This window comes from Roseburia sp. AF25-13LB (genome assembly GCF_003478915.1).
Classification (GTDB): domain Bacteria; phylum Bacillota; class Clostridia; order Lachnospirales; family Lachnospiraceae; genus Roseburia_C; species Roseburia_C amylophila.
The window spans coordinates 55,208-79,114 of sequence record NZ_QUFO01000006.1 but is presented as its reverse complement, the minus strand read 5'-3'; the positions used below and the strand labels follow the sequence as shown (position 1 = coordinate 79,114).

The window sequence follows — 23,907 nt, the reverse complement described above, 5'->3', positions numbered from 1 at the left end:
GGAAGGACTTTAGAGAAGTTCCTCCCTGCAATTTTTTAATTTGTCATATGTGGCAAGAATATCCACATTTCCTTTTTCCAATTGTTTTTTAATAATCTCAATATAGATGACGCCTTTGTTTATTAATTTTTCATCACCGCTGTTGATACAGGATTCCAGATAAGCAAAGAGTGGATTCTGAGTTTCGCAGTTGGCGGCAAGCTCAGCGAGTACTTCTTTGCTGGTAGATAACTCTACCAGATTAATTGGCTCGGTCTGGATAATAAACCCGCCGGATAATTCCTCCGAATAAAAGGTATCGTCTTCTTTGGCAGTATGAATAAAAGGAAGCAGGCTGGATTTACGCAGGGTGCTGACCTGATGCAGATTGGCAAGTTCTCGTATCATGCGGTAGAGAATGAAACCGGCAGCAATTCCATAGAGAATGAGAAAATACATCTCACTGGTGAGCACCGCAAGCTTCCGGTAACCGATAATGCCAATGACAATCAGGGCAAGCAGGCAGGCACAGGGGCGGAACCACAGGCTGCTGATTAATGCTTTCCGGAAGGAGGATAAATCTTTTTCCTTTAAAGGAATAAAGGTATAATGCTTCTTCATAAACAATCCTTTCAAAAATAATCAATCATAAAACAGATATTTTCACAACAAAATGCTATGAAAGATACGAATCTAATATAGTATAACACAATTTTAAATGTTTTTTAAGAAAAGTACGCTTTTCCTATTAAGAAAAATCTGATACGCTATAGATAATTATGAGGTAGTTTATGTGTTCGCAGTATGAAGTATTCAAAAATCAGTAAAGATAGAGCATGAGGACAGGAGGACGAAATGAATATACTGGTATGTGATGATGATAAAGAAATTGTAGAAGCAATCGAGATTTACCTGCAACAGGAAGGCTATCATGTCTTGAAAGCATATGATGGAGAACAGGCACTGGATATGCTTAAGAAAAATGAGGTGCATCTTCTGATTATTGATGTCATGATGCCGAAACTGGATGGTATCCGGGCAACTTTAAAGATTCGGGAGGAAAGCAGCATTCCAATTATTATTTTATCAGCAAAATCCGAGGATTCTGATAAAATCTTAGGACTTAACATCGGTGCTGATGATTATGTGACCAAGCCATTTAACCCGCTGGAACTGGTAGCAAGAGTAAAATCACAGCTTCGCCGTTATACCCAGCTTGGCAATGTCAGCGAAAGCAATGAGACAGTATATCAGGTTGGCGGTCTTATGATTAATGATGATTTGAAAGAAGTCACCGTGGATGGTGAATTAGTGAAGCTTACTCCGATTGAATATAATATTCTTCTGCTTCTGGTAAAGAATCAGGGTAAAGTATTTTCTATTGAACAAATTTATGAAAATATCTGGAATGAAGATGCAATTGGTGCAGATAACACCGTTGCTGTTCATATCCGTCATATCCGTGAAAAAATTGAAATTAATCCGAAGGAGCCAAGATACTTAAAAGTAGTATGGGGCGTTGGATATAAAGTTGAGAAGAATTAACGAAGGAAAGCAAATATGAAGAACAGACACTATGGAAATGTATGGAAAAATACCATTATTCTCCTGCAGTTACTGTTTTCTGTCCTGCTGCTGATGTCCGTCTTTATGGTAGCGGCATTAAACGGAAAGCACATGATAGACATGGATAATCTGACGAATCAGAGCTATGTGGATTCCAGTTACTACAGCTATGTCTATGAGCAGAAGGTAACGGAACTGACTAATTTCTTAATGACCCGGAAAAATTTTGAGACCAACGGGGAATACGATTCGGAGAAACCGGTCAATGTTATCAAATACGCAAGAAGCGGCATTATCCGTAACGACGCAGAAGAAAGCTATACCATGACACTGGTGCGGAATGGTGCCTCGGCATACTGGATGTATGATGACAGCAGTATCTCCAACGCAGAAGAATATGACGGGGAAAATGACAAGGCACAGTTTGAAAATTATACCTTAAGTGATCTGGTGGCATGGTCGAAGGAAGGCTATGTACAGTATTCTGATAAAATTGAGGAAAAATATCTGCCACAGAGCGGTATTTCCATTGCCCAGGGCGTACAGGAGGGCAGGCTTACGGAAGAGGAAGGCCAGGAGCTGTATCAGGCACTGGCAAAGACCTTGGACCGTATCGGACAGGAAGAAACTGCCTACCGGAAAGCGCTGAATGAATTTGATGATTCTGAGACGAATTTATCTTATGTCTTTATTGAAAATGAGCAGGTTATCTACACAAATATGTTAGAGGATACGGAAGAAGATATTACCTCTTATGTATTTGGAGACAAAGCACATAATCTTTTGGATTATGGAAAAGAAAAGGGAAGCTATCTCTACTGTAATGATAAGGATTTGAAATTCCGCAGTAATGTAAAGGGAATGGAAGATTATTATTACAAATACATTGACGGAACCATGTCCGGCATAGGAAATAATGCAGTCTTTCTGGTGGCAGTAGATACCACATTCCCAAATGAAGATGGATTTACAAAAGCAAAATCGGAATTTATGACGCTACATCCCTGGGGCATGATTTCGATTGTAACCATTGTGGTAAGTCTTTTGGGCTGGATTGTAACACTGGTTTATCTGACTCTTGCAGCAGGACGTAATCATAAGGATGATAAGATTCATTTAAACTGGATTGACCATATTAAGACAGAATTTTTCTTTTTGATATTTATTGTATTTTCTGTACTGATATTGGTTTTAAGTTTTTCTGCGGCATCCTATGAGTGGGATATTCCGGGAATGCTTGTGGTAGTAGGCGTGATTTCCTTTATCTATGACGGCGTGTTCCAGATTTTCTATACCAGTGTTATAAGGCGTATGAAAGCCGGCGTGTTCTGGGAATACAGCTTTACCAACTGGGTATATGTCAGCACTTTGCGAGTACTTGGAACATGGAAAGCATCGGTGCGTGTCATTGTTACCTTTGTATTTAATGCGTTGTTATTTTTGTTTTTGGCGTATCAGTTCTTTACAAGAAGACATTTGTTAGGTGGAATTCTTCTGGCACTTCAGATTATTGTTATCGGTGTAATCTATCTCCGGGATGTAGTACAGAAGCAGGAAATCATGAAGGGAATCAGACAGATTACGGAAGGAGATTTATCCTATAAGATTCCGTTAGAGAATCTTCACAGCGACAGCAGAAAGCTGGCAGAGGCAGTAAACAGCATTGGAGACAGCCTGCATCTTGTGGTGGAAGAGAATACCAAAAACGAGCGTATGAAGGCAGACTTAATCACCAATGTATCCCATGATATCAAGACACCGCTGACTTCTATTTTGAATTATGTAAACCTTATGAAAATGGAGAAGCCGGAAAGTGAGCGGATGCAGAATTATCTGAATGTACTGGAAGAAAAATCCCAGCGGTTAAGGCAGCTTACAGAAGATCTGGTAGAGGCATCGCGAATCAGCTCCGGAAATATTACACTTCAGATGACAAGAATTAATTTTGTGGAACTGATTTACCAGACTGCTGGTGAATTTAATGAGAAATTCGAAGCCAAGGATTTGACCACAATTACAAAGCTGCCGAAGGAATCCGTTGTCATTATGGCAGACGGCAGACGAATCTGGCGTGTGGTAGAGAACCTTTATAACAATGTGGCAAAATATGCCATGGCACATACCAGAGTCTATGTGACCATGGAGACATCGGAGCAGAAGGTAATCTTCTCTATTAAAAATATTTCCGAGCAGCCACTGCATGGAAGTGCGGCAGAGCTGACGGAGCGTTTTGCAAGAGGAGACGAATCCAGAACCACGGAAGGAAGCGGACTGGGACTTTCCATTGCCCAGAATCTTACCACGATTATGGGCGGAACCTTTGAAGTAACTCTGGACGGTGATTTATTCTCTGTTACCATTACCTTTCCACTGGCATAATAAGGAACCTTGCAAACCGTGGGGAATCCTTGAAAAGGGTTGATTTTTAACAGACGTTTCTTTATAATAACGAATTAGAAAAAGAGTATCGGCGGTGGCTTTTTCCCCGCCGATTTCTTCCTATATAGGAAGAGGTATAAAATAGTAATCAGTTCAGAAAACAGGAGGAAACATTCATGAAGTTACATGAGACAGGGGCATATCTCGTAAACGGATGTACCGTAGTAGAAGACAATAGCGAAGCATCCGCAGCTATTGCATCCATGACAGGCACTGCGGTAAGCAAAGAAGAAGCAGCAAAAAATACCATTGCATACGGTATTTTAAAGGACCACAACACATCTGGCAGCATGGAGAAGCTGAAAATCAAATTTGATAAGCTGACTTCCCATGACATTACATATGTTGGAATTATCCAGACAGCCAGAGCATCCGGACTGGAAAAGTTTCCAATTCCTTATGTACTGACCAACTGTCATAACAGCCTTTGTGCAGTCGGTGGAACCATCAACGAAGATGACCACATGTTTGGACTGACCTGTGCAAAGAAATACGGCGGAATCTATGTACCACCTCATCAGGCAGTTATTCACCAGTTTGCCCGTGAAATGCTTGCAGGCGGCGGAAAAATGATTCTTGGTTCTGATTCCCATACCCGTTACGGAGCACTGGGAACCATGGCAATGGGCGAAGGTGGACCGGAGCTTGTAAAACAGCTTTTAGAGCAGACTTATGATATCAATATGCCGGGCGTTGTAGCCGTATATTTAACCGGAGAACCGGTAAAAGGCGTTGGACCGCAGGATATCGCACTGGCAATCATTGGTGAAGTATTTGCCAATGGCTATGTAAAGAATAAAGTAATGGAATTTGTAGGACCTGGTGTTGCAAACTTAAGCGTAGATTACCGCATCGGCGTAGACGTAATGACCACAGAGACTACCTGTCTTTCCTCTATCTGGGCAACTGATGAGAAAGTGAAAGAATTTTATGATATTCACGGAAGAGTAGAAGAATACAAAGAATTAAATCCGGGACAGGTTGCTTACTATGATGGCATGATTGAAATTGACTTAAGCACCATTCGTCCAATGATTGCAATGCCATTCCACCCGAGCAACACTTACACCATTGAAGAACTGAATGCAAATCTTATGGACATTCTGGATGACTGCGAGAAGAAAGCACAGGTAAGCTTCAATGGAGCAGTAGACTTAAATCTTAAGGATAAAGTCCGCAATGGAAAACTATATGTAGACCAGGGAATCATCGCAGGCTGTGCCGGTGGTGGATTTGAAAATATCTGTGATGCAGCAGACATCTTAGCGGGAAGCAGCATCGGACCGGATGAATTTACCTTAAGCGTATATCCGGCAAGTACCCCGATTTACATGGAACTGGTGAAAAACGGAGCTGTAGCAAAATTAATGGAGACAGGAGCAATCGTTAAGACTGCATTCTGCGGACCATGTTTCGGAGCAGGAGATACACCTGCTAACAATGCATTCTCCATCCGGCATTCTACCAGAAACTTCCCGAACCGTGAAGGCTCCAAGGTACAGAACGGCCAGATTGCATCCGTAGCATTGATGGATGCCCGTTCTATTGCAGCAACCGCAGCAAACAAGGGATATTTAACCGCAGCAACTGATGTGGATGTAAACTTCAGCAAGCCAAAATATTTCTTTGATAAGACCATATATGAGAACCGTGTCTTTGACAGCCATGGTGTAGCAGATCCATCCGTAGAAATCCAGATGGGACCAAACATTAAAGACTGGCCGAAGATGGTAGCATTAACCGATAACCTCATCTTAAAAGTAGTATCCGAGATTCATGATCCGGTAACTACAACCGATGAGCTGATTCCTTCCGGAGAGACATCTTCTTATCGTTCTAATCCGCTGGGACTGGCAGAGTTCACACTTTCCAGAAAAGACCCTGCATACGTTGGACGTGCCAAAGAAGTACAGAAGGCAGAAGCAGCAAGAGAAGCAGGCGAAGAACCATACGCAGTGCTGCCGGAATTAAAGGCAGCTGTAGATGCAATCCGTACACAGTTCCCGGATATCAATGAAGAGAATACCGGAATCGGAAGTACCATTTTTGCAGTAAAACCAGGCGACGGTTCTGCCCGTGAGCAGGCAGCATCCTGCCAGAAAGTATTAGGCGGCTGGGCAAACATTGCCAACGAATATGCAACCAAGCGTTATCGTTCCAACCTGATTAACTGGGGTATGCTTCCATTTATTATCAAAGAAGGAGAACTGCCATTTGCCAACGGAGACTATCTCTTTGTACCGGAAATCCGCAAAGCAGTAGAAGAAAAAGCTCCGGAAGTAAAAGCATATGCTGTAAAAGACGGACAGTTAGCTGAGTTCTCATTAACCTTGGGTGACCTTACAGACGAAGAGAGAGAGATTATCCGTAAAGGATGCCTCATTAACTATAACCGGAAATAATATCCGGAAAAAGAAGGAGAACGGAATGGAAGAAGATAAGAAAAGGAGCGGGAAAACAGAACATGGGATGCGCTGGTACATCAGTCTTGCAGTGCTGATATTTGTACTGTTCTGCTGCTGCACAATGTTTTTCTTTATGATATACCGGTACAATGGTGTCTCAAAGGGCTGGGACACTATAATGAAGGTATTGCAGCCGATTACCTTCGGACTTGTGATTGCATACCTTATCAATCCGATTATGAAATCCTTTGAAAAGCATTTGCTGCATTTCTTAGAACCAAGAGTGCAGAAAGAGAAGAAGTGCAGGAAGATTGCAAGGAGTATCGCAACCGGTGGAGCCGTAGTTGTCTTTGTATTAATTGTAATCCTGTTATTTGCCATGATGATTCCGCAGTTAATCAGCAGTATTTCCGGAATGGTAAATTCCCTGCCAAAGCAGGTGGATTCATTTATTGACTGGTTCAATGGACTGACAAATTCAGATAATGAAATCATACAGTCCTTAGAAACGAACATGATGGATATGGTAACGTACCTTGAAAACTGGGTAAAGGAGTCTTTCCTGCCAAACATCCAGACCTACATTACATCTATTACCAGTGGTGTAATCAATATGGTTAAGGTGCTGATGAATGCAGTCATCGGACTTATCGTATCCGTTTATGTGCTGATGACGAAGGAGAAATTTATCGGTCAGTCCAAAAAGATTGTATATGCCATTTTCAAACCGGTGCGGGGCAATGTAATTATTGACACATTCCGGAAGAGTAATGAAATATTCGGTGGATTTATTTCCGGTAAATTATTGGATTCCGCCATTATCGGTGTATTATGTTATATCTGTCTTCTGATTATGAAGATGCCATATACCCTGCTGGTTTCCGTATTCGTGGGATTGACCAACATTATTCCGTTTTTTGGCCCTTTTATCGGAGCAATACCGAGCGTTATTATCATCGCACTGGCAGATCCGATTAAGGGAATCTATTTCCTGATATTTATATTTATTTTGCAGCAGGTAGATGGAAATATTATCGGACCGAAGATTTTAGGAGATTCCACCGGACTGAATTCCTTCTGGGTGGTATTTGCCATCATGGTAGGCGGCGGACTCTTTGGAATCGGTGGAATGATTCTTGGTGTTCCGACCTTCGCAGTCATCTATTATATTATTGATAAGACCGTGGATTACTGTCTGCGGAAGCGAAAGCTGCCGGAGGATACGGACGAATATATCCGCCTGGAAAAAGTCGATGAAAAGACCAATGAAATCGTACTTTTGAAGGAGCCGGTAGAGGAAGCCTCTGAGAAAAAGGAACTTCATATTCCATCCTTAAAGAAAAAAGAGAAAAAGTAAATTCTGGTAAAGAAATAAGTAATCCGGAGAATGATAGCAGATAAAATGTTATGATTCTTCGGATTTTTTACTTTACAGGAAATTGTTTTCCTGTAAAGTAAAAAACGCTCCGCGAGGATGCGCACTGCGGCGTATAAGGTAGATGTCGCAAGCGACCGCCGCAGGTGCGAGAATGTGCCAAGGCACATTCTTTGTTAAACATGAAAAAGTCCGTCGTGCCGGTTCGATTATTTTTGACAGAAGGCACCCCTTATGGTACACTTAAAACAATAATTGGGGTCAGTATACCCTGACGAAAAAAGATGAATTTAAGTTTACTTGAAATAGATATTGAGGTGACATATTTTGGATAAATATGAATACAAATTAAAACTAGATGAAATAAAAAATCTGATGGCGAAGAAGCAGTATACAGAAGCTGCTGAAATTGCTGACAGTATCAACTGGCGAAAGGTCCGTAATGTCAACGCACTGATGAAAGCCGGAGATATTTATGCACAGATTGGTCGTTATGATGAAGCAAAAGAGATTCTCCTGATGGCATATGACCGTTCTCCGATCGGACGAATGATTATCTATAAGCTGGCAGAGATTGCCATCAAAACGAAGGAATTTGATGAAGCACAGGAATATTATGATGAGTTTGTAGAGATTGCACCCCATGATAATTTGAAATATATTCTCCGCTATGAGATGAATAAAGCAAAGGGTGCAGGTCTGGATGTCTTAATTCAGATTCTCGAAGAATTAAAGGAACAGGAATATACCGAGAAATGGGCATTTGAACTGGCATATTTATATCATCAGGCAGGACGCAGCGAAGAATGTATCAATGCCTGTGATGAACTGATTCTCTGGTTTGGCGATGGTCCATATGTAGAGAAAGCACTGGAATTAAAGATGCTTTATCAGCCATTAAATCGGGCACAGGAGGACAAGTACCGCCAGTTTAAACAGCGGAAGGACGGAATCGTGGAAGTGCGGCCGGAGGATTATCTGGAATCCGGTGAGATTATCAAGGAGCCGGTACAGATTAAACCGGTAACCACCAATGCAGAGAAATTTAATACGGTAAACCTGCAGGAAGAATTAGCCCGCAGCATGCAGCAGATTATGAATGCCACAGAGAAAGAAGAAGTGGCAGATACCATGCAGGGCATCAAGAAAATTGTAGAAGAGATTCCTTATTTACAGCTCCCACAGGATGAAGAAGCACAGAAAGAGCGTTTTGCGGATATCCCAACCGATGAAGAAATCGATGGCTCCCTGAAAATTAATTTCCAGGAGATGTTAGGCGAAGATTATGATGGTCAGATGCGTATGGTAGTTCCGGAGAAGAGTGCATTAGAAGCACAGATTACCGGACAGATGAGCATACAGGATATTTTAGAGGAGTGGGAGAAGACCAAGCGTGCCGCAGAGAAAGCATTACAGGAAGCGGAGCAGCAGAAGTTAGAATCTGCCAAGGCAAAGGCATTAGCAGAAGCCGGAGATATCATGGAGCGTCTTGCAGATGTAATTCCACAGCTGGATGCAGGACTTACCTCCAAAGAATTATTAGAAAAAGAATACTTAGGCAAGCTGCCGGAGGAAGAAGCCGGACAACTTGTTGCCAATATGAATGATATTTTGCAGCAGCAGATTGATTCTATCAGCCAGGCAAATGCGAAAATCGATGAATTCTTAGCGGCCGGTGTATCGGGACAGAACGGAGAGCCGGCTGCAGGTGCAGCAGATGCGATGGAAATTCCGGAAGGAGAAGGTATTGCAGTTGCCGATGAAGAAGAGCCGGCTGGCACAGAAGAAATGACAGAACTTTCGCCGGAAGAAGAACTCCCAGAGATTGCACTGCCGGACGATATAGCAGAAGAAGTGGCAGCAACAGAATCAGAAGAAGTCTTACCGAAGATACAGTTAGAACCGGAAGCTGAGACAGAGGATGCAATGCCGGAGGAGAAACTTCCGGAGATTGCAGAGCCGGATTTAGATGAGGATAACATCGGAGAGAGAAAACCGATTACCCATCTTTCCAAGGAACAGAAAGCTATCTTTACTTATTTTGTTCCGGTATCCGGAATGGAGCCGCAGATTTGTCAGGCAATGGAAGGATCCATTGAACATTTAGAAAAGGGAATCAAAGGTGGCAACATCCTGATTCAGGGAGCAAGAGGAAGCGGTAAGACCGTACTTGCCACCGCACTGGTGAAGGCAATCCAGAATGAAATCGGAAAGCCGGGCAAGCGTGTCGGAAAGATAGATGCCGTTTCATTAAATCAGAAAAATATCCCGGAGCTTTTAAAGAAAGTTGCCGGTGGATGTCTTATTATAGAAAAAATCGGAGGAATCAGCCGGGAAACAGCCGTGAAATTATCACTGGCATTAGAAGCAGATGATACCGGAATTCTTGTAATCGCAGAAGATACAAGAGAGGGAATCACCAAAGCAATGGGAAGAGATGAGTCCTTTGCCAGACGATTTACCGAGAAGATTACGCTTCCGATATTTACCAGTGACGAGCTGGTATCCTTTGCAAAATCGTATGCCCACGAACTGACCTATGAAATAGATGAGATGGCGGTTCTTGCTCTATACAACAGAATTAGTAACATTCAACGCTTAGACAGAGCGACCACGCTGACCGAGGTGAAAGAAATCGTGGACGAAGCAATTGCCAATTCCGAGAAATTCAGCATTAAGAAAGTATTTTTTTCAAAGAAATACAAGGATGATGATTATGTCATTCTCCATGAAAAGGATTTCGAAGAATAGGAAAGAAAGAAACGAGGTGTAGTATAAATGGGGAACTTCACAGAACTGGACATGTATTTATTTGGCCAGGCAACACACTATGATATTTACAAGAAACTGGGAGCTCATCCGGCAGAGATAAGGAAGAAAAAGGGGATTCTTTTCGATGTCTGGGCACCACATGCTGCAGAAGTCTATGTCATTGGAACTTTTAATGACTGGAATGAGACAGCAAATCCGATGCGGCGGTTAGAACCGGCGGGAATAGGAATTTTTGAAGCATTTATTCCAAAGGCAGAGCTGGGAGACTTATACAAATATCTGATTATCACACCAGATGGCCGGAAATTGTATAAAGCAGATCCATATGCCAACTATGCAGAGGTACGTCCTGGAACAGCATCCCGTATTGCAGACATTGAGCATTTCAAATGGACTGACGATAAGTGGATGGACAAACGGAAACAGACAGAAGATGTGTATGCAGAGCCAATGGCGATTTACGAGGTACATCTGGGTTCCTGGATGCGCCATCCGGGAAGAGAGGATGATGGATATTATTCCTATCGTGAAATGGCAGAGGCACTGACGAAGTATGTTAAAGGCATGGGATATTCCCATGTAGAATTAATGGGAATTTCCGAATACCCATACGATGGTTCCTGGGGTTATCAGGTAACCGGCTACTATGCACCGACTTCACGGTATGGAACGCCGGAGGATTTTGCTTATCTGGTAAACTACCTGCATAAGCATGGCATCGGCGTTATCTTAGACTGGGTACCGGCACATTTCCCGAAGGATGCCCACGGACTGGCTGACTTTGATGGCTGCCCGTTATATGAATATGCCGACCCGCGGATGGGCGAGCATCCGGAGTGGGGAACCAAGATTTTCAATTATGGAAAATCAGAAGTAAAGAACTTCTTAATTGGAAGTGCCTTAATGTGGATTGAACATTATCACATTGATGGACTCCGTGTAGATGCGGTGGCATCCATGTTATATCTTGACTATGGCAAGAAGGACGGACAGTGGATTGCCAATAAATATGGCGAGAACAAGAACTTAGAAGCCATCGAATTCTTCCGCCATATCAATACCTTAATCACCGGAAGAAATCATGGTACTGTCATGATTGCAGAGGAATCTACTGCATGGCCGATGGTAACCGGACCGGCAGACAAGGGTGGATTGAATTTCACATACAAATGGAATATGGGATGGATGCATGATTTCTTAGATTATATGTCCTTAGACCCATATTTCCGTAAAAATAATCATCACAAGATGACTTTCGCCATGAGTTATAACAACTCTGAAAAATACATTCTGGTGCTGTCTCATGATGAAGTGGTGCATCTGAAGAAATCCATGTGGGAGAAGATGCCGGGTGATGAGGAAGACAAGTTCCGCAATTTAAAGAGTGCATACTCCTTTATGATGGGACATCCGGGCAAGAAGCTCCTCTTTATGGGACAGGATTTCGGACAGCTTCGTGAGTGGAGCGAAGAGCGTGAATTAGACTGGTATCTTATGGAAGAACCACGTCACAGACAGTTAAATGAATACTTCCGTGAACTGCTTCATATTTACCGGAAATATCCGGCAATGTATGAGCAGGACAGTGACTGGAACGGATTTGAATGGATTAATGCAAATGATGCAGACCGAAGCATCTACAGCTTCGTCCGCAAGAGCAAGAATGGCAAGAACTCTCTTCTCTTTGTCTGCAACATGACACCGGTAGCCAGAGATGATTACCGTGTAGGTGTACCAAAGAAAGGTACTTACCATCTGCTGTTAAACAGCAATGAAGTCCGTTTCGGCGGTACAGAAGCAGATAAGAGCAGACCGGCAAGCTACAAGGCAGTGAAGTCGGAATGCGATGGCAAAGCGTATTCCATTTCCTATCCATTGCCGCCATTTGGTGTCGCAGTGTTCCGGGTAATGTAGAGGACAGAAAATCACAAGACAAAGCAGCACGTTAACCAGATTGGTTAACGTGCTTTTTTGCTTTACAGGAAATTACTTTCCTGTAAAGCAAAAAGTGAAGCCCAAAATTATAAAAAGATAATAAATTTCATAAATAAATGATGAAAAAATACAGATTGTGAAAAATATTTTCCAGTTGTTTTCAGTGGCTTGTTTCTGCGGTTTAAGTGCCTTAAGATGAAGGTAAATAAAATACAGCAGAAAGGAGAAGAACGTGTATAATCATTTATTTCAGCCAATTTCTATTAATGGAATGATATTAAAAAATAGAATTGTGGCAACACCGACAGGTGATGATTTTGAAGAAAAAGCATTGGGCGGTGCAGCACTTGTAATTGCGGGACATGCAATAGTAGAACCGGGACGTTCCAGTTTTGCAAGTCCGGAAGAACCGTATCCATTTGCCAAGTATGAAAGAGAAGACACCAGAAAGAAAGTGCTGAAGATTCACAAAGGCGGAGCGAAAGCTTCTATCGAAATCTTTCATGCCGGACAGGATGCAAGAACGGTGGATTATGCGAAAGGACCGTCTGGATTTATCCGCCCGGATGGAGTGGAAGTAAAGGAAATGGATGAAGCGTTGATGGAAGAAACGTTGCAGTGGTATGCCGAGACCGCAGCAAGTGCAAGAAAAATTGGTTTCGATTCCATTTTTCTTCACTTCGGACATGGCTGGCTTCCAGCACAGTTTCTTTCCCCACATTACAATCACCGGACAGATTCCTACGGCGGAAGCATCGAAAACCGCAGCCGTTTTCCACTTCGGATATTAGAAACCGTCCGGAAAGCAGTTGGAAAAGATTATCCGATTGATATGCGTGTCAGTGCTTATGAATGGATTGAAGATTCCATAAGCTTTGAGGATGTGATGTACTTCCTGAAGCAGGCAGAGCAGTATGTGGATACCGTTCAGATTTCATCTGGAATTGATAAAGTGTTTGAAGCAAATGTGCATTGCATCACAACCAATCTGGAAGAAGAAATGCCGAATCTCAAATGGGCAAAAATTGCAAAGCAGGAGCTTAAGATTCCGGTTTCTGTGGTCAGCGCCGTTATGACGCCGGAAATGGCAGATGAAATTATTGCAAAGGGTTACGTGGATATGGTGGCATTTGGAAGAACACTTCTGGCAGACCCGAACTGGCCGAAGAAAGCACTGGAGGGGCATCCGGAAGACATTGTTCCGTGTCTCAGATGCTCCAACTGTTATCACATTTCCACAGACCACTGGAATGTAGGCTGCTCCGTAAATCCAAGATATCATAATGAGGAATTTGTTCCATCGGGACTGGATTTGCCGGAAGCAAAAGAGAAAAAGCATGTGGTAATCGTTGGCGGAGGACCGGCAGGCATGAAAGCTGCCATGACAGCATATGACCGGGGACATCAGGTTACATTACTGGAAAAGGAAAGTGAACTGGGCGGCATGCTTCGTTTCATTGAAAAGGAAGCACACAAGGAAGAAATTAAGCGGCTGTTAAATTACTATCGGACTCAGATGGCAAAAAGAAAGATAGAGGTTCGTCTGAACACAGAAGCAACACCGGAGTCTATAAAAGAGCTTCAGCCGGATTCATTGATAGTTGCCCTTGGTGCCGTAGAGAGGATTCTTCCGATTCCGGGAATTGATAATCCCAAGGTACAGCTTGCAACAAAAGCGATTATGCATCCGGAACAGCTAGGACAGGAGATAGTAATCCTCGGTGGAGGAAGTATTGGATGCGAGATAGGATTAGAGCTTGCCGAGCAGGGAAAGAATGTTTCCATTCTGGAACTGACCGATACACTGGCAGCAAATGCCAACTCTTTATACCGGGAAGCATTACGTCAGAAGTTTTTGCAGTATGAGAATCTTCACAGCTTGTTAAAATGCGGTTGCAGCAGAATCGAAGAGGATGTTGTTGTTTATAAGGATGAAAAGGGAGAAGAGAAGAGTATTTCCTATGACAACCTGATTCTTTCTACCGGACTTTCGGCACAGAAAAAGCTTGTAGAAGCATTTTACGGAATTTGTAAAGATACCATAGCAATTGGGGACTGTATCAGTCCATCGAACATTATGAATGCAAATTTTGAAGGGTTTGCAGCAGGATTAAATATATAAGAAAAATGTGAATTACACAAAAGAAAGGGGTAATACGAATGAAAGACTACTCAGAATTAATTCAGGCGGTTATCGCCGGCGTGGGTGGCACAGATAATATTGAAAGTTGTATTCACTGTGCAACAAGACTCCGTTTTACATTAAAGGATGGAGCAAAATTTGATCAGGCCTCCTTAAAGAAAGTAAAAGGTGTACTGGGAACCTTAATCGGCTCCGGATATTATCAGGTATTAATCGGACCAAATGTAGGTGATGTTTATGCACAGCTTGCAGAAGTTCCGGCACTGAAATCCAAATTAAAAGCAGAAAATCCAGCAGAAGCTGTGGATGACGGGAAGAAGAAAGTCGGACTTTTAGACAGATTTACAAAAATGATGTCCGATGTATATGCACCGTATATTCCGATTCTGGCAACCGGTGGTATCGCATCCGGATTAATTGGATTACTGGCAAACCTTGGCGTAGTAGACAGCACAGGTCTTACTTACCAGACCTTTTATTCTATTTTTTATTCGCTGATTTATTTCTTCCCGATTCTGTTGGCATTTACAGCAGGAAAGCATTTTAAATGTAATCCATATGTAGCCGTAACACTGGGTGCATCCATTATGTATCCTGGCGTAGCAGACCTTCTGGTAACCGGTGAGAAAGCTTCCTTATTGGGAATTAACTTTACCACATATAATTTCAGCGGTTCCTTTATCCCGATTTTACTGGCAATATTCTGCATGAGTTATTTTGAAAAATGGCTGAAAAAGATTTTGCCACAGGTAGTGCAGTTTATCCTTGTTCCATTCTTATGTTTGATTGTATTTGTTCCACTTAGCATTCTTGTATTTGGACCACTGGGCGGACTTGTTGCAAACGGAATTAATGCTGTATACGGTGTAGTAAGCGCAAGCAAGATTCTTGTAGGCATTGTATTTGGTGGATTATTCTCCTTGGTAATCCTTCTTGGTATGCACTGGGCAGTTACTCCGATTCTCCTTGGAATTATGGCAGAGCAGGGCTTTGAGCCGGCACTGGCAGCAGGTGGAATGGGCAACTATGCAGCACTTGGAATCTGCCTTGCAGTAGCAGTATTTGCAAAAAATGCAGGAGACAAGACAACTGCCGGTTCAGCAGCATTTACCAATGCACTTTGTGGTATTACAGAACCTGGACTTTACGGTATCATTTTAAGAAGCAAATGGTTACTTGGAACAATGATTGTTTCCGGTGCAGCAGCAGGATTAGTTCTTGGAATCGGCGGTGTTGCAGCAACAAACTTCTCCTTCTCAGGACTTCTTGCTTTCAGTGGCTGGTTTGGATGTGTCAACTTCCCGATGTACTGCGTAGGAATTATTGTATCCATTGTTTTAGGATTCGGAATTACAGCATTCCTGCTTAAGAGCGGAAAGGTAAAAGAATATGACTAGAATATAATTGATGCGGGAAACCCGCAAAGCATATTTTAGGTAATTTACAATATCTTCCCTTTTTTTCGGTGGATTCTCTGCTAAAATAAATGTAAAATTATTTGGCAAAAGCTGCCGGAAGAAAGGGAAGTGCTATGATTATAGAAAAACTGATGAAGCAGGCAGACTTTACAGATGTTGAAAAAAGTATTGCAGCTTATTTGATGAAAAATGGGTTTGATGTAAAAAATATGTCCATTCAGTCCTTGGCGCGTGCGACTTTTTCGTCGCCGTCTACTATTACAAGATTTTGTAGAAAGCTGGGACTGGATGGATATAAAAAATTTCAGATTCTGTTTTATTCAGAATATGAAGCATTTGCAAATCAGGGCGTAGTAGATGCAAACTATCCTTTTTCGGGAAATGACTCTTTTGAACAGATAGCAAGGAAACTTGCAAAATTAAATAATGAGACTATAAGAAAAACAGTGTCTGGATTTGATTATAACCAGCTGCACCGCATTGTACAGCGGATGAGCAGAGCTGATATGATTAATGTTTTCAGTGTTGGAACATCTGCCACAGTAGCACTGGAATTTCAACAGAAAATGCTGCGTTTTGGTAAAATAGTAAACTTGACGATGAGTTCCTGTTTCCTGCCGGGCTATGCGCTGACAGCAACGGAGCACACCGTCAATCTTGCAATTTCCCAGTCTGGTGAAAACCGGGATGTGGTAGAAAGCTTAAAGCTTCTGAAAAAGAATAAACGGTACTGCGTAGGAATTACGGCAACTCCAGACAGCTCCGTGGCGAAAATGTGTCAGGAAGTCGTCCTGGTGGACATCCAGGAGCAGGGCTCTTATGAAGAGAAAATAGATACGTTTGCGGTATATAGCGCATTCCATTTTATATTGGATTGCATGTTTTCATTTTTGTATCAGCTTGATTATGAAAGCAATGAAAAGGAGACAAAGGAAAAGGCGTATTTCATAAAAGAAAGCAAAGAGCAGTAGAAAGACGAGGATGTTGTCTATAGTTATGTAAACCAACCAGGCTTGGCAGCATAGAAGTGAAAAAAGAAAAGAAAGGCGGGAAATAGAGATGTTTTCCATTTTTAAAAATAAAGAAAATTCTGCAGAAGAGAACCAGACACCGGTTCTGAAAGCATATCTGTCGGGAAAAGTAATTCCGATTGAAGAAGTAAAGGATGAGGTATTTTCCTCAAAGGCGTTAGGTGATGGACTGGCAATTGAGCCGGAAGGAAATATTGTTACCGCTCCATGTGCCGCAACAGTATCTTTATTAATGGATGATTCCAGGCATGCGGTTGGATTAACCTTATCAAACGGAGCAGAAGTCCTGATTCATGAAGGAATCGATACCGTAAATATGCAGGGCGATGGTTTCCGCTACTTTGTAAAACAGGGACAGAAAGTAAAAGCGGGAGACAAGCTCTTAGAATTTGACCCGGAGAAAATCAAAGCCCAGGGATATGAGAAAACCTGCATTCTGGTATTTACCAACGGAGATGAGTACCCGGATATGAAGTTTCATACCGGAATGGATGCAGTACAGAACGAGACGGTAATCGTAGAATTTTAAGATTGGAAATTTGTAATTAAAAAACATAGAAACTTCACATATTATAATGTTAGGACTTGTACTTAGTTTTTCAACTTTAAGCGGATGCGGAAACAATACAGCAACCCACACGGAGGTTTCTACGGAGGCAGAGGAAAGCGATACCTTATATGGCGAGGTCAGTAGCGTCAGTGATGATTCCACTACGATAGAGGTTGGAGCATACAGTTTCGATGACGGAACGCTTACACTGAGCGGAGAAGAAAAGACCATAACCGTAACGGATGATACAACCATCAGCCGTCAGGGAATGGGTGGCGCACTGGGAAATGGCGAAACACCGGAGAAGCCATCTCAGGAGATGAGCCTTTCGGATTTGACAAAGCCGGAAGAGCTGTAAATCAAAAGTAATTTATAGAAAAATAGTAATAAAATAAAAAGTGTATAAAACCAGATAGTTCTTTCTTTCATAAGAAAATGGCTATCTGGTTTTTCGCTACCTACTTAAGTTTTTCACTCAATCAGCCGACATAATAAAATAGCAGGACATTTGATAAGACCGTGAAAATGGAGGAATTTCATGCGGATAGAACAGAATCAGAAAACAGATGCAAATGTTGTAATGATAGGAACTGCCAGACAGGAGAATGTGGCAGCTGCGAAGAAGGATGCATCCATCGTAAGAATAGAAAAAGACAGAAAGGCAGACCGTCTGTTAGAGCAGCCGACTTATGGCAAGCCGGAAAAAGAGGAAAGTGCCTTAGAGGAGATTAAGGAGCAGGCATCCAATCTGGACGCGACCCAGATGAAAAATGAGATGCTTTTTGCATCAGACCATACTACGGGAAAAGATGTAAAAGCAATGGAAGAGGATGGATTTTCCCTGACAGATACGGAGATTCCAACTGTAGTAACCGAGACCGATAAGATGAAGATGCGTCTGGCAAAATCAGGAGAGGACATCAGCTATTTCGGGGACGGACTCAGTGATGCCCAGATTGAAGCGATGGCAGGAAGCACTGCAATGGCACAGCATATAGAATCAGCCCTGAATACCGTAAATATCCCGGTGACGGAGAATAATGTAAAAGATATTACAGAGACTGCCAATATGATGGAAGAACTTCATACACCGGATGAAGGAAGCATGAAATATATGCTGGATAATGAGCTGCCGGTTACCACTGCAAATTTATATAAAGCAGAATTTTCCGGGAGTGCAACCTATGCCGGAATGCAGCAGATGACAGACCTTGATTATGATGCGTTAAAGCAGCAGATAGAAGCCGTAATATCCGAAAGCGGTATGGATGTCAATGAGCAGAATATGGCAGATGGCAGATGGCTCATTGAAAATGGTATTCCACTGACTGCAGAGAATTTAGAGAAGTTATCCACATTGCAGCAGTTACAGCTTCCGCTTGGTGAGGAAGAAATTGTAGCGGTATCGGCAGAGGCAATTTCCGATGGAATCCGTCCGCAGGATGTCGTACTTTCCGGAAATGATTTCAAGGATCAGGCGCAGGATGCATTGGACGTCATTACCAATGTAACGGATGAGGAACTTGCCTATGTGGTAAATTCCGGAGAACCACTTACTATTGAGAATCTGAAAAAAGCTGCGGATGAGATAAAGAACAAGGACACAAAAGTTTCAGCGGCAGCGGATAAAACAGCTTATACGAAAAGCGGCTTAGACCTTCTGACTGCAAGAAGACAGTTAGAGGAAACCAGACTGAAAATGACCAGTGAAGCGAACCTTTCTTTACTGAAAAAAGGAATTTCCATTGATACCATGGAATTGTCCCAGCTGGTGGAAGAACTGAAAACACAGGAAAATGAATATTACAGCAGACTCCTTTCCGGGGATGGCATTGCACCAAAGGAAGCGGATGTGGCATTGTTCCGGAATGTCATGGACACATCTGAAGCATTAAAAGCGATGCCGGCATATGCTCTTGGAATCCATCCGGTAGATGAAACAACATTGCAGAGTCTCTATGAAGATGGAGCTGCCTTAAAGGATACCTTTGAAAAGGCAGGAGAACGATATGAGACTATGATGACCGCACCTCGTCAGGACATGGGAGATTCCATTTCCAAGGCATTCCGCAATGTGGATGATATTTTAAAGGATTTAGACCTGGAAACAAGCTATGGAAATCAGCGTGCCGTCAGAATCTTAGCTTATAACCAGATGGAGCTGACACCGGAAAATATTGCGGAAATGAAAGCTGCGGATGAAGAAGTGCAGCGGGCATTTGACCATTTAAAACCGGCAGTTGTTCGTACCATGATAAAAGAAGGCATGAATCCACTGGATATGAGCTTTGAAGAGATAAATACCGTATCTGAGCAGATTCAGGAAGAACAGGGCATTACCGAAGAGGAAAAATTCAGTAAATACCTTTATAAATTAGAGCAGAATAAGGAAATCAGCGAAGAAGAACGAAGTGCTTATATCGGTGTATACCGGCTGATCCGTCAGGTAGAAAAGACAGACGGCGCAGCAATCGGAGCCTTGCTGCAGCAGGGCGGAGATATTACATTGCGTGGACTTCTGACCCAGGTTCGTTCCGCAAAGCATAGTGCCATGGATTATCAGGTAGATGATGATTTTGGAGGCGTACAGACCAAAGAAGGAGCCGGCATTTCCATTACGGAACAGATTGAGGGAGCGTACCAGAAGAATAGGCTTTCTGATGTGAAAGATGGACTGGTACCGGAGAAGATTGCACCATTTATGGAAGATGAAAAATGGCTTTCCATGACACCGGAAGAACTTGCAGATGCCATGAAAGAAGTGGAGCAGGAAGAAGAAACAGAGGCAGCTTACCGGAAGGAACAGGTACAGGAGCTGTCCCGGGCAGCAGCGGCACCACAGGAAGTCTATGAGTGGTTAGAACAGCTTGATATGCCGGCAACCGTCAACCGGGTGCTTGCAGCGGCAGATTATATGAATAACCGGAATCAGGTATTTAACCGTCTGTTTAAGATGGCAGACCGGAGCGAAAATCTGTCAGAGGAACTGGAAAATATCAAAGAAAAAATATTTTCTGATTTTGCAGAGGCAGTTAAGACACCGAAGGAAATGGCAGAGGCTCAGCGGAAGCTGGCAGATACCGCAGAGAATGTCATGAAGACCATGATGATGTCGGAGGATAATCTTACAAGCCTTGATTTGCAGGAACTGAAAATGATGCATACCCAGATTGCATTGGGAAGTGCGGCAGCAAAGAAAGAAGAATATGCAGTTCCGGTGCTGGTACAGGGCGAGACCTGTAACGTTTCACTTAAGATTGTCCGTGGTGAAGAAAAGAAAGGTCTGGTGGATATTGTTTTTGAGACAGACCGGTTGGGAAGAGTGGCAGCGCAGCTTCGTGCCGGCAAGGAAAAGATTTCCGGTTATATTGCAGCAGAATCCAAAGAGACAACGGCATTATTTGAAAGCTATGCGAAAGAGTGGGAAAATCTTTTTGCACAGGAGCCGGGACAGGAAGTCAGCATCAGCTATATGACCGGAGAAATAAAGAAAGACGGAATCCGTCACAACACAGAAGCTTTTTCTAAAAATCCAGACAAGCCGGAAGAAAAAAATCCTTCGGATATGGAAATCCAGACAAAGACGCTTTATGGAATGGCAGAAAGTTTCCTAAAAGCGGTTAAGTCCTTAGAAAGGTAGTCCGATATACAATACATAAGACATGGAACGTCGATAGACCGCAAGGATGCGGGCATGAATGGAAGAAAGGAATCAGGATAAATGAAAGTAAACCATAACATGTCAGCTGTAATTACAAATAAACAGTTATTGCGTACAGAAAATAAAGTAACCGAGGCAATGGAGCGTCTGTCCTCCGGATTAAAGATTAATCATTCCAAAGATAATCCGGCAGGTATGGCAATTTCCAATAAATTAAATTTACAGATTGAAGGACTTGACCAGGCATCCCAGAATGCGTCTGATGGTATTTCCGTATTACAGACAACCGATGGAGCCTTAAATGAAGTGACTTCCCTGATACAGAGAATGCGTGAGCTTTCTGTACAGGCAGCCAGTGATTCCAATACACCGGATGATAAGAAAGCAATTCAGCAGGAAGTAGAAGAATTAAAGAAAGAAATTAACCGTGTCAGCAAGGATACCGAGTTCAATACCAAATCCTTACTGGATGGCAGCATCCAGCGAAGAGTATATGGAACCAACGCTACAAGAATGGCAGTATCCAGTAATGTAACCGCAGCAGATTATACCGTAACCATCAATCAGGCAGCTGAGACTGCAAAGAAGGATGCAGATACCGTTGCATTTAATGATATGACAGCAACAATCGGAGCGTCCGGTAAAATGAAAATTAACAGTTCATCCGTAGAAATAGAAGCAACCGATACCTATGAGCAGGTCTTTGAGAAAATCAGAACAGCCGGTGAGTTAGGCGAGACTACCGTAAAAGCAGATGGCGGTAAGCTTTCCTTTGAATCCACTGCATATGGCGAGACAGGCAAAGTAGAAATCACAATCAGCGATGCTGCGTTGGCAGCACAGCTTGGATTTAATTCCATGACACCGGCAGTATCTTACGGAACCAATGCTGAGGTAGATATTCATGCTGCAGGAAGCGGATTTTCAACCACTGCAACTGCCGCAGTCGATGGCAATAAAGTAACTATTACAGACCGTGATGGATTTGAAATGTCTTTTCTTACCAAGAGCGGACTTGCCGCAGGAAGTACTGCTAAATTAGAAGTGACCGACATTGGAACCATGGATCTTCAGGTAGGAGCCAATGAAAACCAGACCATTAAAGTAGATATTCCGGAGATTGATACCGAGACCTTATATCTGGATGATTTAGATGTAACAACTGTAACCGGAGCAGACCGGGCAATCGTTGCATTAGATAATGCACTGGCAAGAGTATCTTCCGTACGTTCTGCCATTGGAGCCTGTGAGAACCGTCTGGATTCTACTGTAGGAAGTCTTGATGAGACCAGCGAGGATATGACATCTGCACTTTCCCGTATTTCAGATGTAGATATGGCAGAGGAAATGACCAATTATACACAGCAGAATGTATTGTCCCAGGCAGCAATTTCCGTATTGTCCCAGGCAAATGACATTCCACAGCAGGTATTACAGTTACTTCAGTAATCAAAGGAGACTGTCATGGATAGTAGAACAAAGCAGGACTTTACCAGAAGGATTACCCAGAGTAACCGCAGTGAACTGGTAGTGGTTTTATATGATATCTGCTTTTCTTATCTTGATGAAGCAGAAAAAAATCTGAAGGAAAAAGATTTTGATGTATACAAAGAAGCCGTCCGGAAAGCTGATGCAGTGATTGGAGAACTTCAGGCGGCATTGAATTTTCAATATGAACTTTCCCCACAGCTTTATCCGCTTTATTCCTATTGCAGAAGAGAGCTGATGCGCAGTATGTATCAGCAGAGCGGTGACGGCATTGCCCATGCAAAAAGAGTTCTGAGCGGTTTGTATCAGGCCTTCTGCGAGGTCGCAAAGCAGGATACCTCAGAACCCTTAATGCACAATACCCAGCAGGTATATGCGGGTATGACGTATGGAAAAGAACAATTAAATGAAAATTTTCAGGAGTCAGATACTTCCAGAGGATTCTTCGCGTAAGAATCCTCTGTTTTTTGTTTTAAGCGGCGTAGCAGAAATTTATATTTCAGCTGCATGGCATTTACTTCATAAATATAGGCATCAATCAGATCCGGTTCTACAACATTCTGAAAATTCGCATATGCGAAGTCTAAGTCATTCTTTGTCCGGTTTAAATCATCTAAAAGTAAGCGGTAGCCGGCATCCGGCGCAGGTGTGTTTTTTACAATTCCAAACAATACGATCCCCACTTTCTTTATGGAAAATAAATCCTCTTTTTACTAAGTATAATCAGAAAAATCCAATCTATACAAAAAAAGGAATATTTTTTTTTGCAGAAAAATATGTTAATGGTAAGGAAATGGATACTTGAAAAGGATTTTAAGCAGTGTAATGAGTAAAGAAACAGGAATTATGGTGATTATAGGCATTTGTCTGCTGGTTTTGTTTATCGGAATCTTAAAACAGAGGGCAGACCTTGTCTTAAATTTTGTTGTCCGGATGGCAGCAGGAGCGGTGGCAATTGTCTTTTGCAACCAGCTGCTTTCGAAGAATGGCATAGACGTTATGGTGGGACTGAATCCATGGAGCCTTACAACGGTGGGACTGCTGGGAGCAGGAGGATTTACCCTGCTTTATGGAATTATGGCATATCGTCTGATGTAATATTTGTGAAATGTGACGAAAGAAAAAACTTTCCCAATTCGACATGT

At 42.5% G+C, this 23,907-nt stretch carries 17 protein-coding genes; 15 read left to right on the top strand and 2 right to left on the bottom strand.

Annotated elements, in window-relative coordinates; translation table 11 throughout:
* Window positions 1-9: 9 nt before the first annotated feature.
* Window positions 10-600, bottom strand: a complete 591-nt coding sequence (locus tag DWY37_RS10025) for a hypothetical protein (protein ID WP_022242853.1) — start codon at window positions 598-600, stop codon at window positions 10-12.
* Window positions 601-834: 234 nt separating this feature from the next.
* Between DWY37_RS10025 and DWY37_RS10020 the strand changes: the two genes are divergently transcribed.
* The 14 genes from DWY37_RS10020 (at window position 835) to DWY37_RS09955 (ending at window position 23,215) form a co-directional block, all read left to right on the top strand.
* Window positions 835-1,524, top strand: a complete 690-nt coding sequence (locus DWY37_RS10020; RefSeq protein WP_022242854.1) for a response regulator transcription factor — start codon at window positions 835-837, stop codon at window positions 1,522-1,524.
* A gap of 15 nt (window positions 1,525-1,539) precedes the next feature.
* Window positions 1,540-3,924 carry a sensor histidine kinase gene (locus DWY37_RS10015; RefSeq protein WP_118540769.1) on the top strand — a complete coding sequence of 795 codons (2,385 nt, stop codon included), beginning with the start codon at window positions 1,540-1,542 and terminating at the stop codon, window positions 3,922-3,924.
* Between the two features lie 176 nt (window positions 3,925-4,100).
* Window positions 4,101-6,386, top strand: coding sequence for a hydratase (locus DWY37_RS10010; protein ID WP_118540767.1), 2,286 nt, complete (start codon window positions 4,101-4,103; stop codon window positions 6,384-6,386).
* Window positions 6,387-6,411: 25 nt separating this feature from the next.
* Entirely contained in the window at window positions 6,412-7,746 is a 1,335-nt protein-coding gene (locus tag DWY37_RS10005) for an AI-2E family transporter (RefSeq protein ID WP_117698778.1), read from the top strand.
* 345 nt (window positions 7,747-8,091) lie between these two features.
* Entirely contained in the window at window positions 8,092-10,515 is a 2,424-nt protein-coding gene (locus DWY37_RS10000) for a tetratricopeptide repeat protein (RefSeq protein ID WP_117698779.1), read from the top strand.
* A 27-nt stretch (window positions 10,516-10,542) separates the two neighbouring features.
* Window positions 10,543-12,450: a 1,4-alpha-glucan branching protein GlgB gene (gene glgB, locus DWY37_RS09995; protein ID WP_117698780.1), complete on the top strand. Its 1,908-nt coding sequence runs from the start codon at window positions 10,543-10,545 to the stop codon at window positions 12,448-12,450.
* 253 nt (window positions 12,451-12,703) lie between these two features.
* On the top strand, window positions 12,704-14,593 hold the full coding sequence (locus DWY37_RS09990) for an oxidoreductase (RefSeq protein WP_199534337.1): 1,890 nt from the start codon (window positions 12,704-12,706) through the stop codon (window positions 14,591-14,593).
* 38 nt (window positions 14,594-14,631) lie between these two features.
* Window positions 14,632-16,011 carry a PTS transporter subunit EIIC gene (locus tag DWY37_RS09985; RefSeq protein WP_117698781.1) on the top strand — a complete coding sequence of 460 codons (1,380 nt, stop codon included), beginning with the start codon at window positions 14,632-14,634 and terminating at the stop codon, window positions 16,009-16,011.
* Window positions 16,012-16,145: 134 nt separating this feature from the next.
* Entirely contained in the window at window positions 16,146-17,003 is an 858-nt protein-coding gene (locus DWY37_RS09980) for a MurR/RpiR family transcriptional regulator (protein ID WP_118544497.1), read from the top strand.
* 88 nt (window positions 17,004-17,091) lie between these two features.
* Window positions 17,092-17,592 (top strand): PTS sugar transporter subunit IIA, encoded by a 501-nt coding sequence (locus DWY37_RS09975; RefSeq protein WP_117841876.1) that lies wholly within the window; start codon window positions 17,092-17,094, stop codon window positions 17,590-17,592.
* A gap of 46 nt (window positions 17,593-17,638) precedes the next feature.
* Window positions 17,639-17,971, top strand: a complete 333-nt coding sequence (locus tag DWY37_RS09970; RefSeq protein ID WP_118177332.1) for a hypothetical protein — start codon at window positions 17,639-17,641, stop codon at window positions 17,969-17,971.
* A gap of 180 nt (window positions 17,972-18,151) precedes the next feature.
* Complete coding sequence (locus DWY37_RS09965; RefSeq protein WP_118544496.1) at window positions 18,152-21,253, top strand: DUF6240 domain-containing protein; 3,102 nt, start codon at window positions 18,152-18,154, stop codon at window positions 21,251-21,253.
* Between the two features lie 81 nt (window positions 21,254-21,334).
* Entirely contained in the window at window positions 21,335-22,723 is a 1,389-nt protein-coding gene (locus tag DWY37_RS09960; RefSeq protein WP_117841879.1) for a flagellin N-terminal helical domain-containing protein, read from the top strand.
* A gap of 15 nt (window positions 22,724-22,738) precedes the next feature.
* Window positions 22,739-23,215 (top strand): flagellar export chaperone FliS, encoded by a 477-nt coding sequence (locus DWY37_RS09955; protein ID WP_118173474.1) that lies wholly within the window; start codon window positions 22,739-22,741, stop codon window positions 23,213-23,215.
* Here DWY37_RS09955 and DWY37_RS09950 read toward each other — a convergent pair.
* Window positions 23,179-23,433: a YaaL family protein gene (locus DWY37_RS09950; protein ID WP_227700759.1), complete on the bottom strand. Its 255-nt coding sequence runs from the start codon at window positions 23,431-23,433 to the stop codon at window positions 23,179-23,181. The genes DWY37_RS09955 and DWY37_RS09950 overlap by 37 nt on opposite strands.
* A 154-nt stretch (window positions 23,434-23,587) precedes the next feature.
* On the opposite strand from DWY37_RS09950, the gene DWY37_RS09945 reads away from it, so the two are divergent.
* Complete coding sequence (locus DWY37_RS09945) at window positions 23,588-23,860, top strand: pro-sigmaK processing inhibitor BofA family protein (protein WP_117698791.1); 273 nt, start codon at window positions 23,588-23,590, stop codon at window positions 23,858-23,860.
* Window positions 23,861-23,907 lie beyond the last annotated feature (47 nt).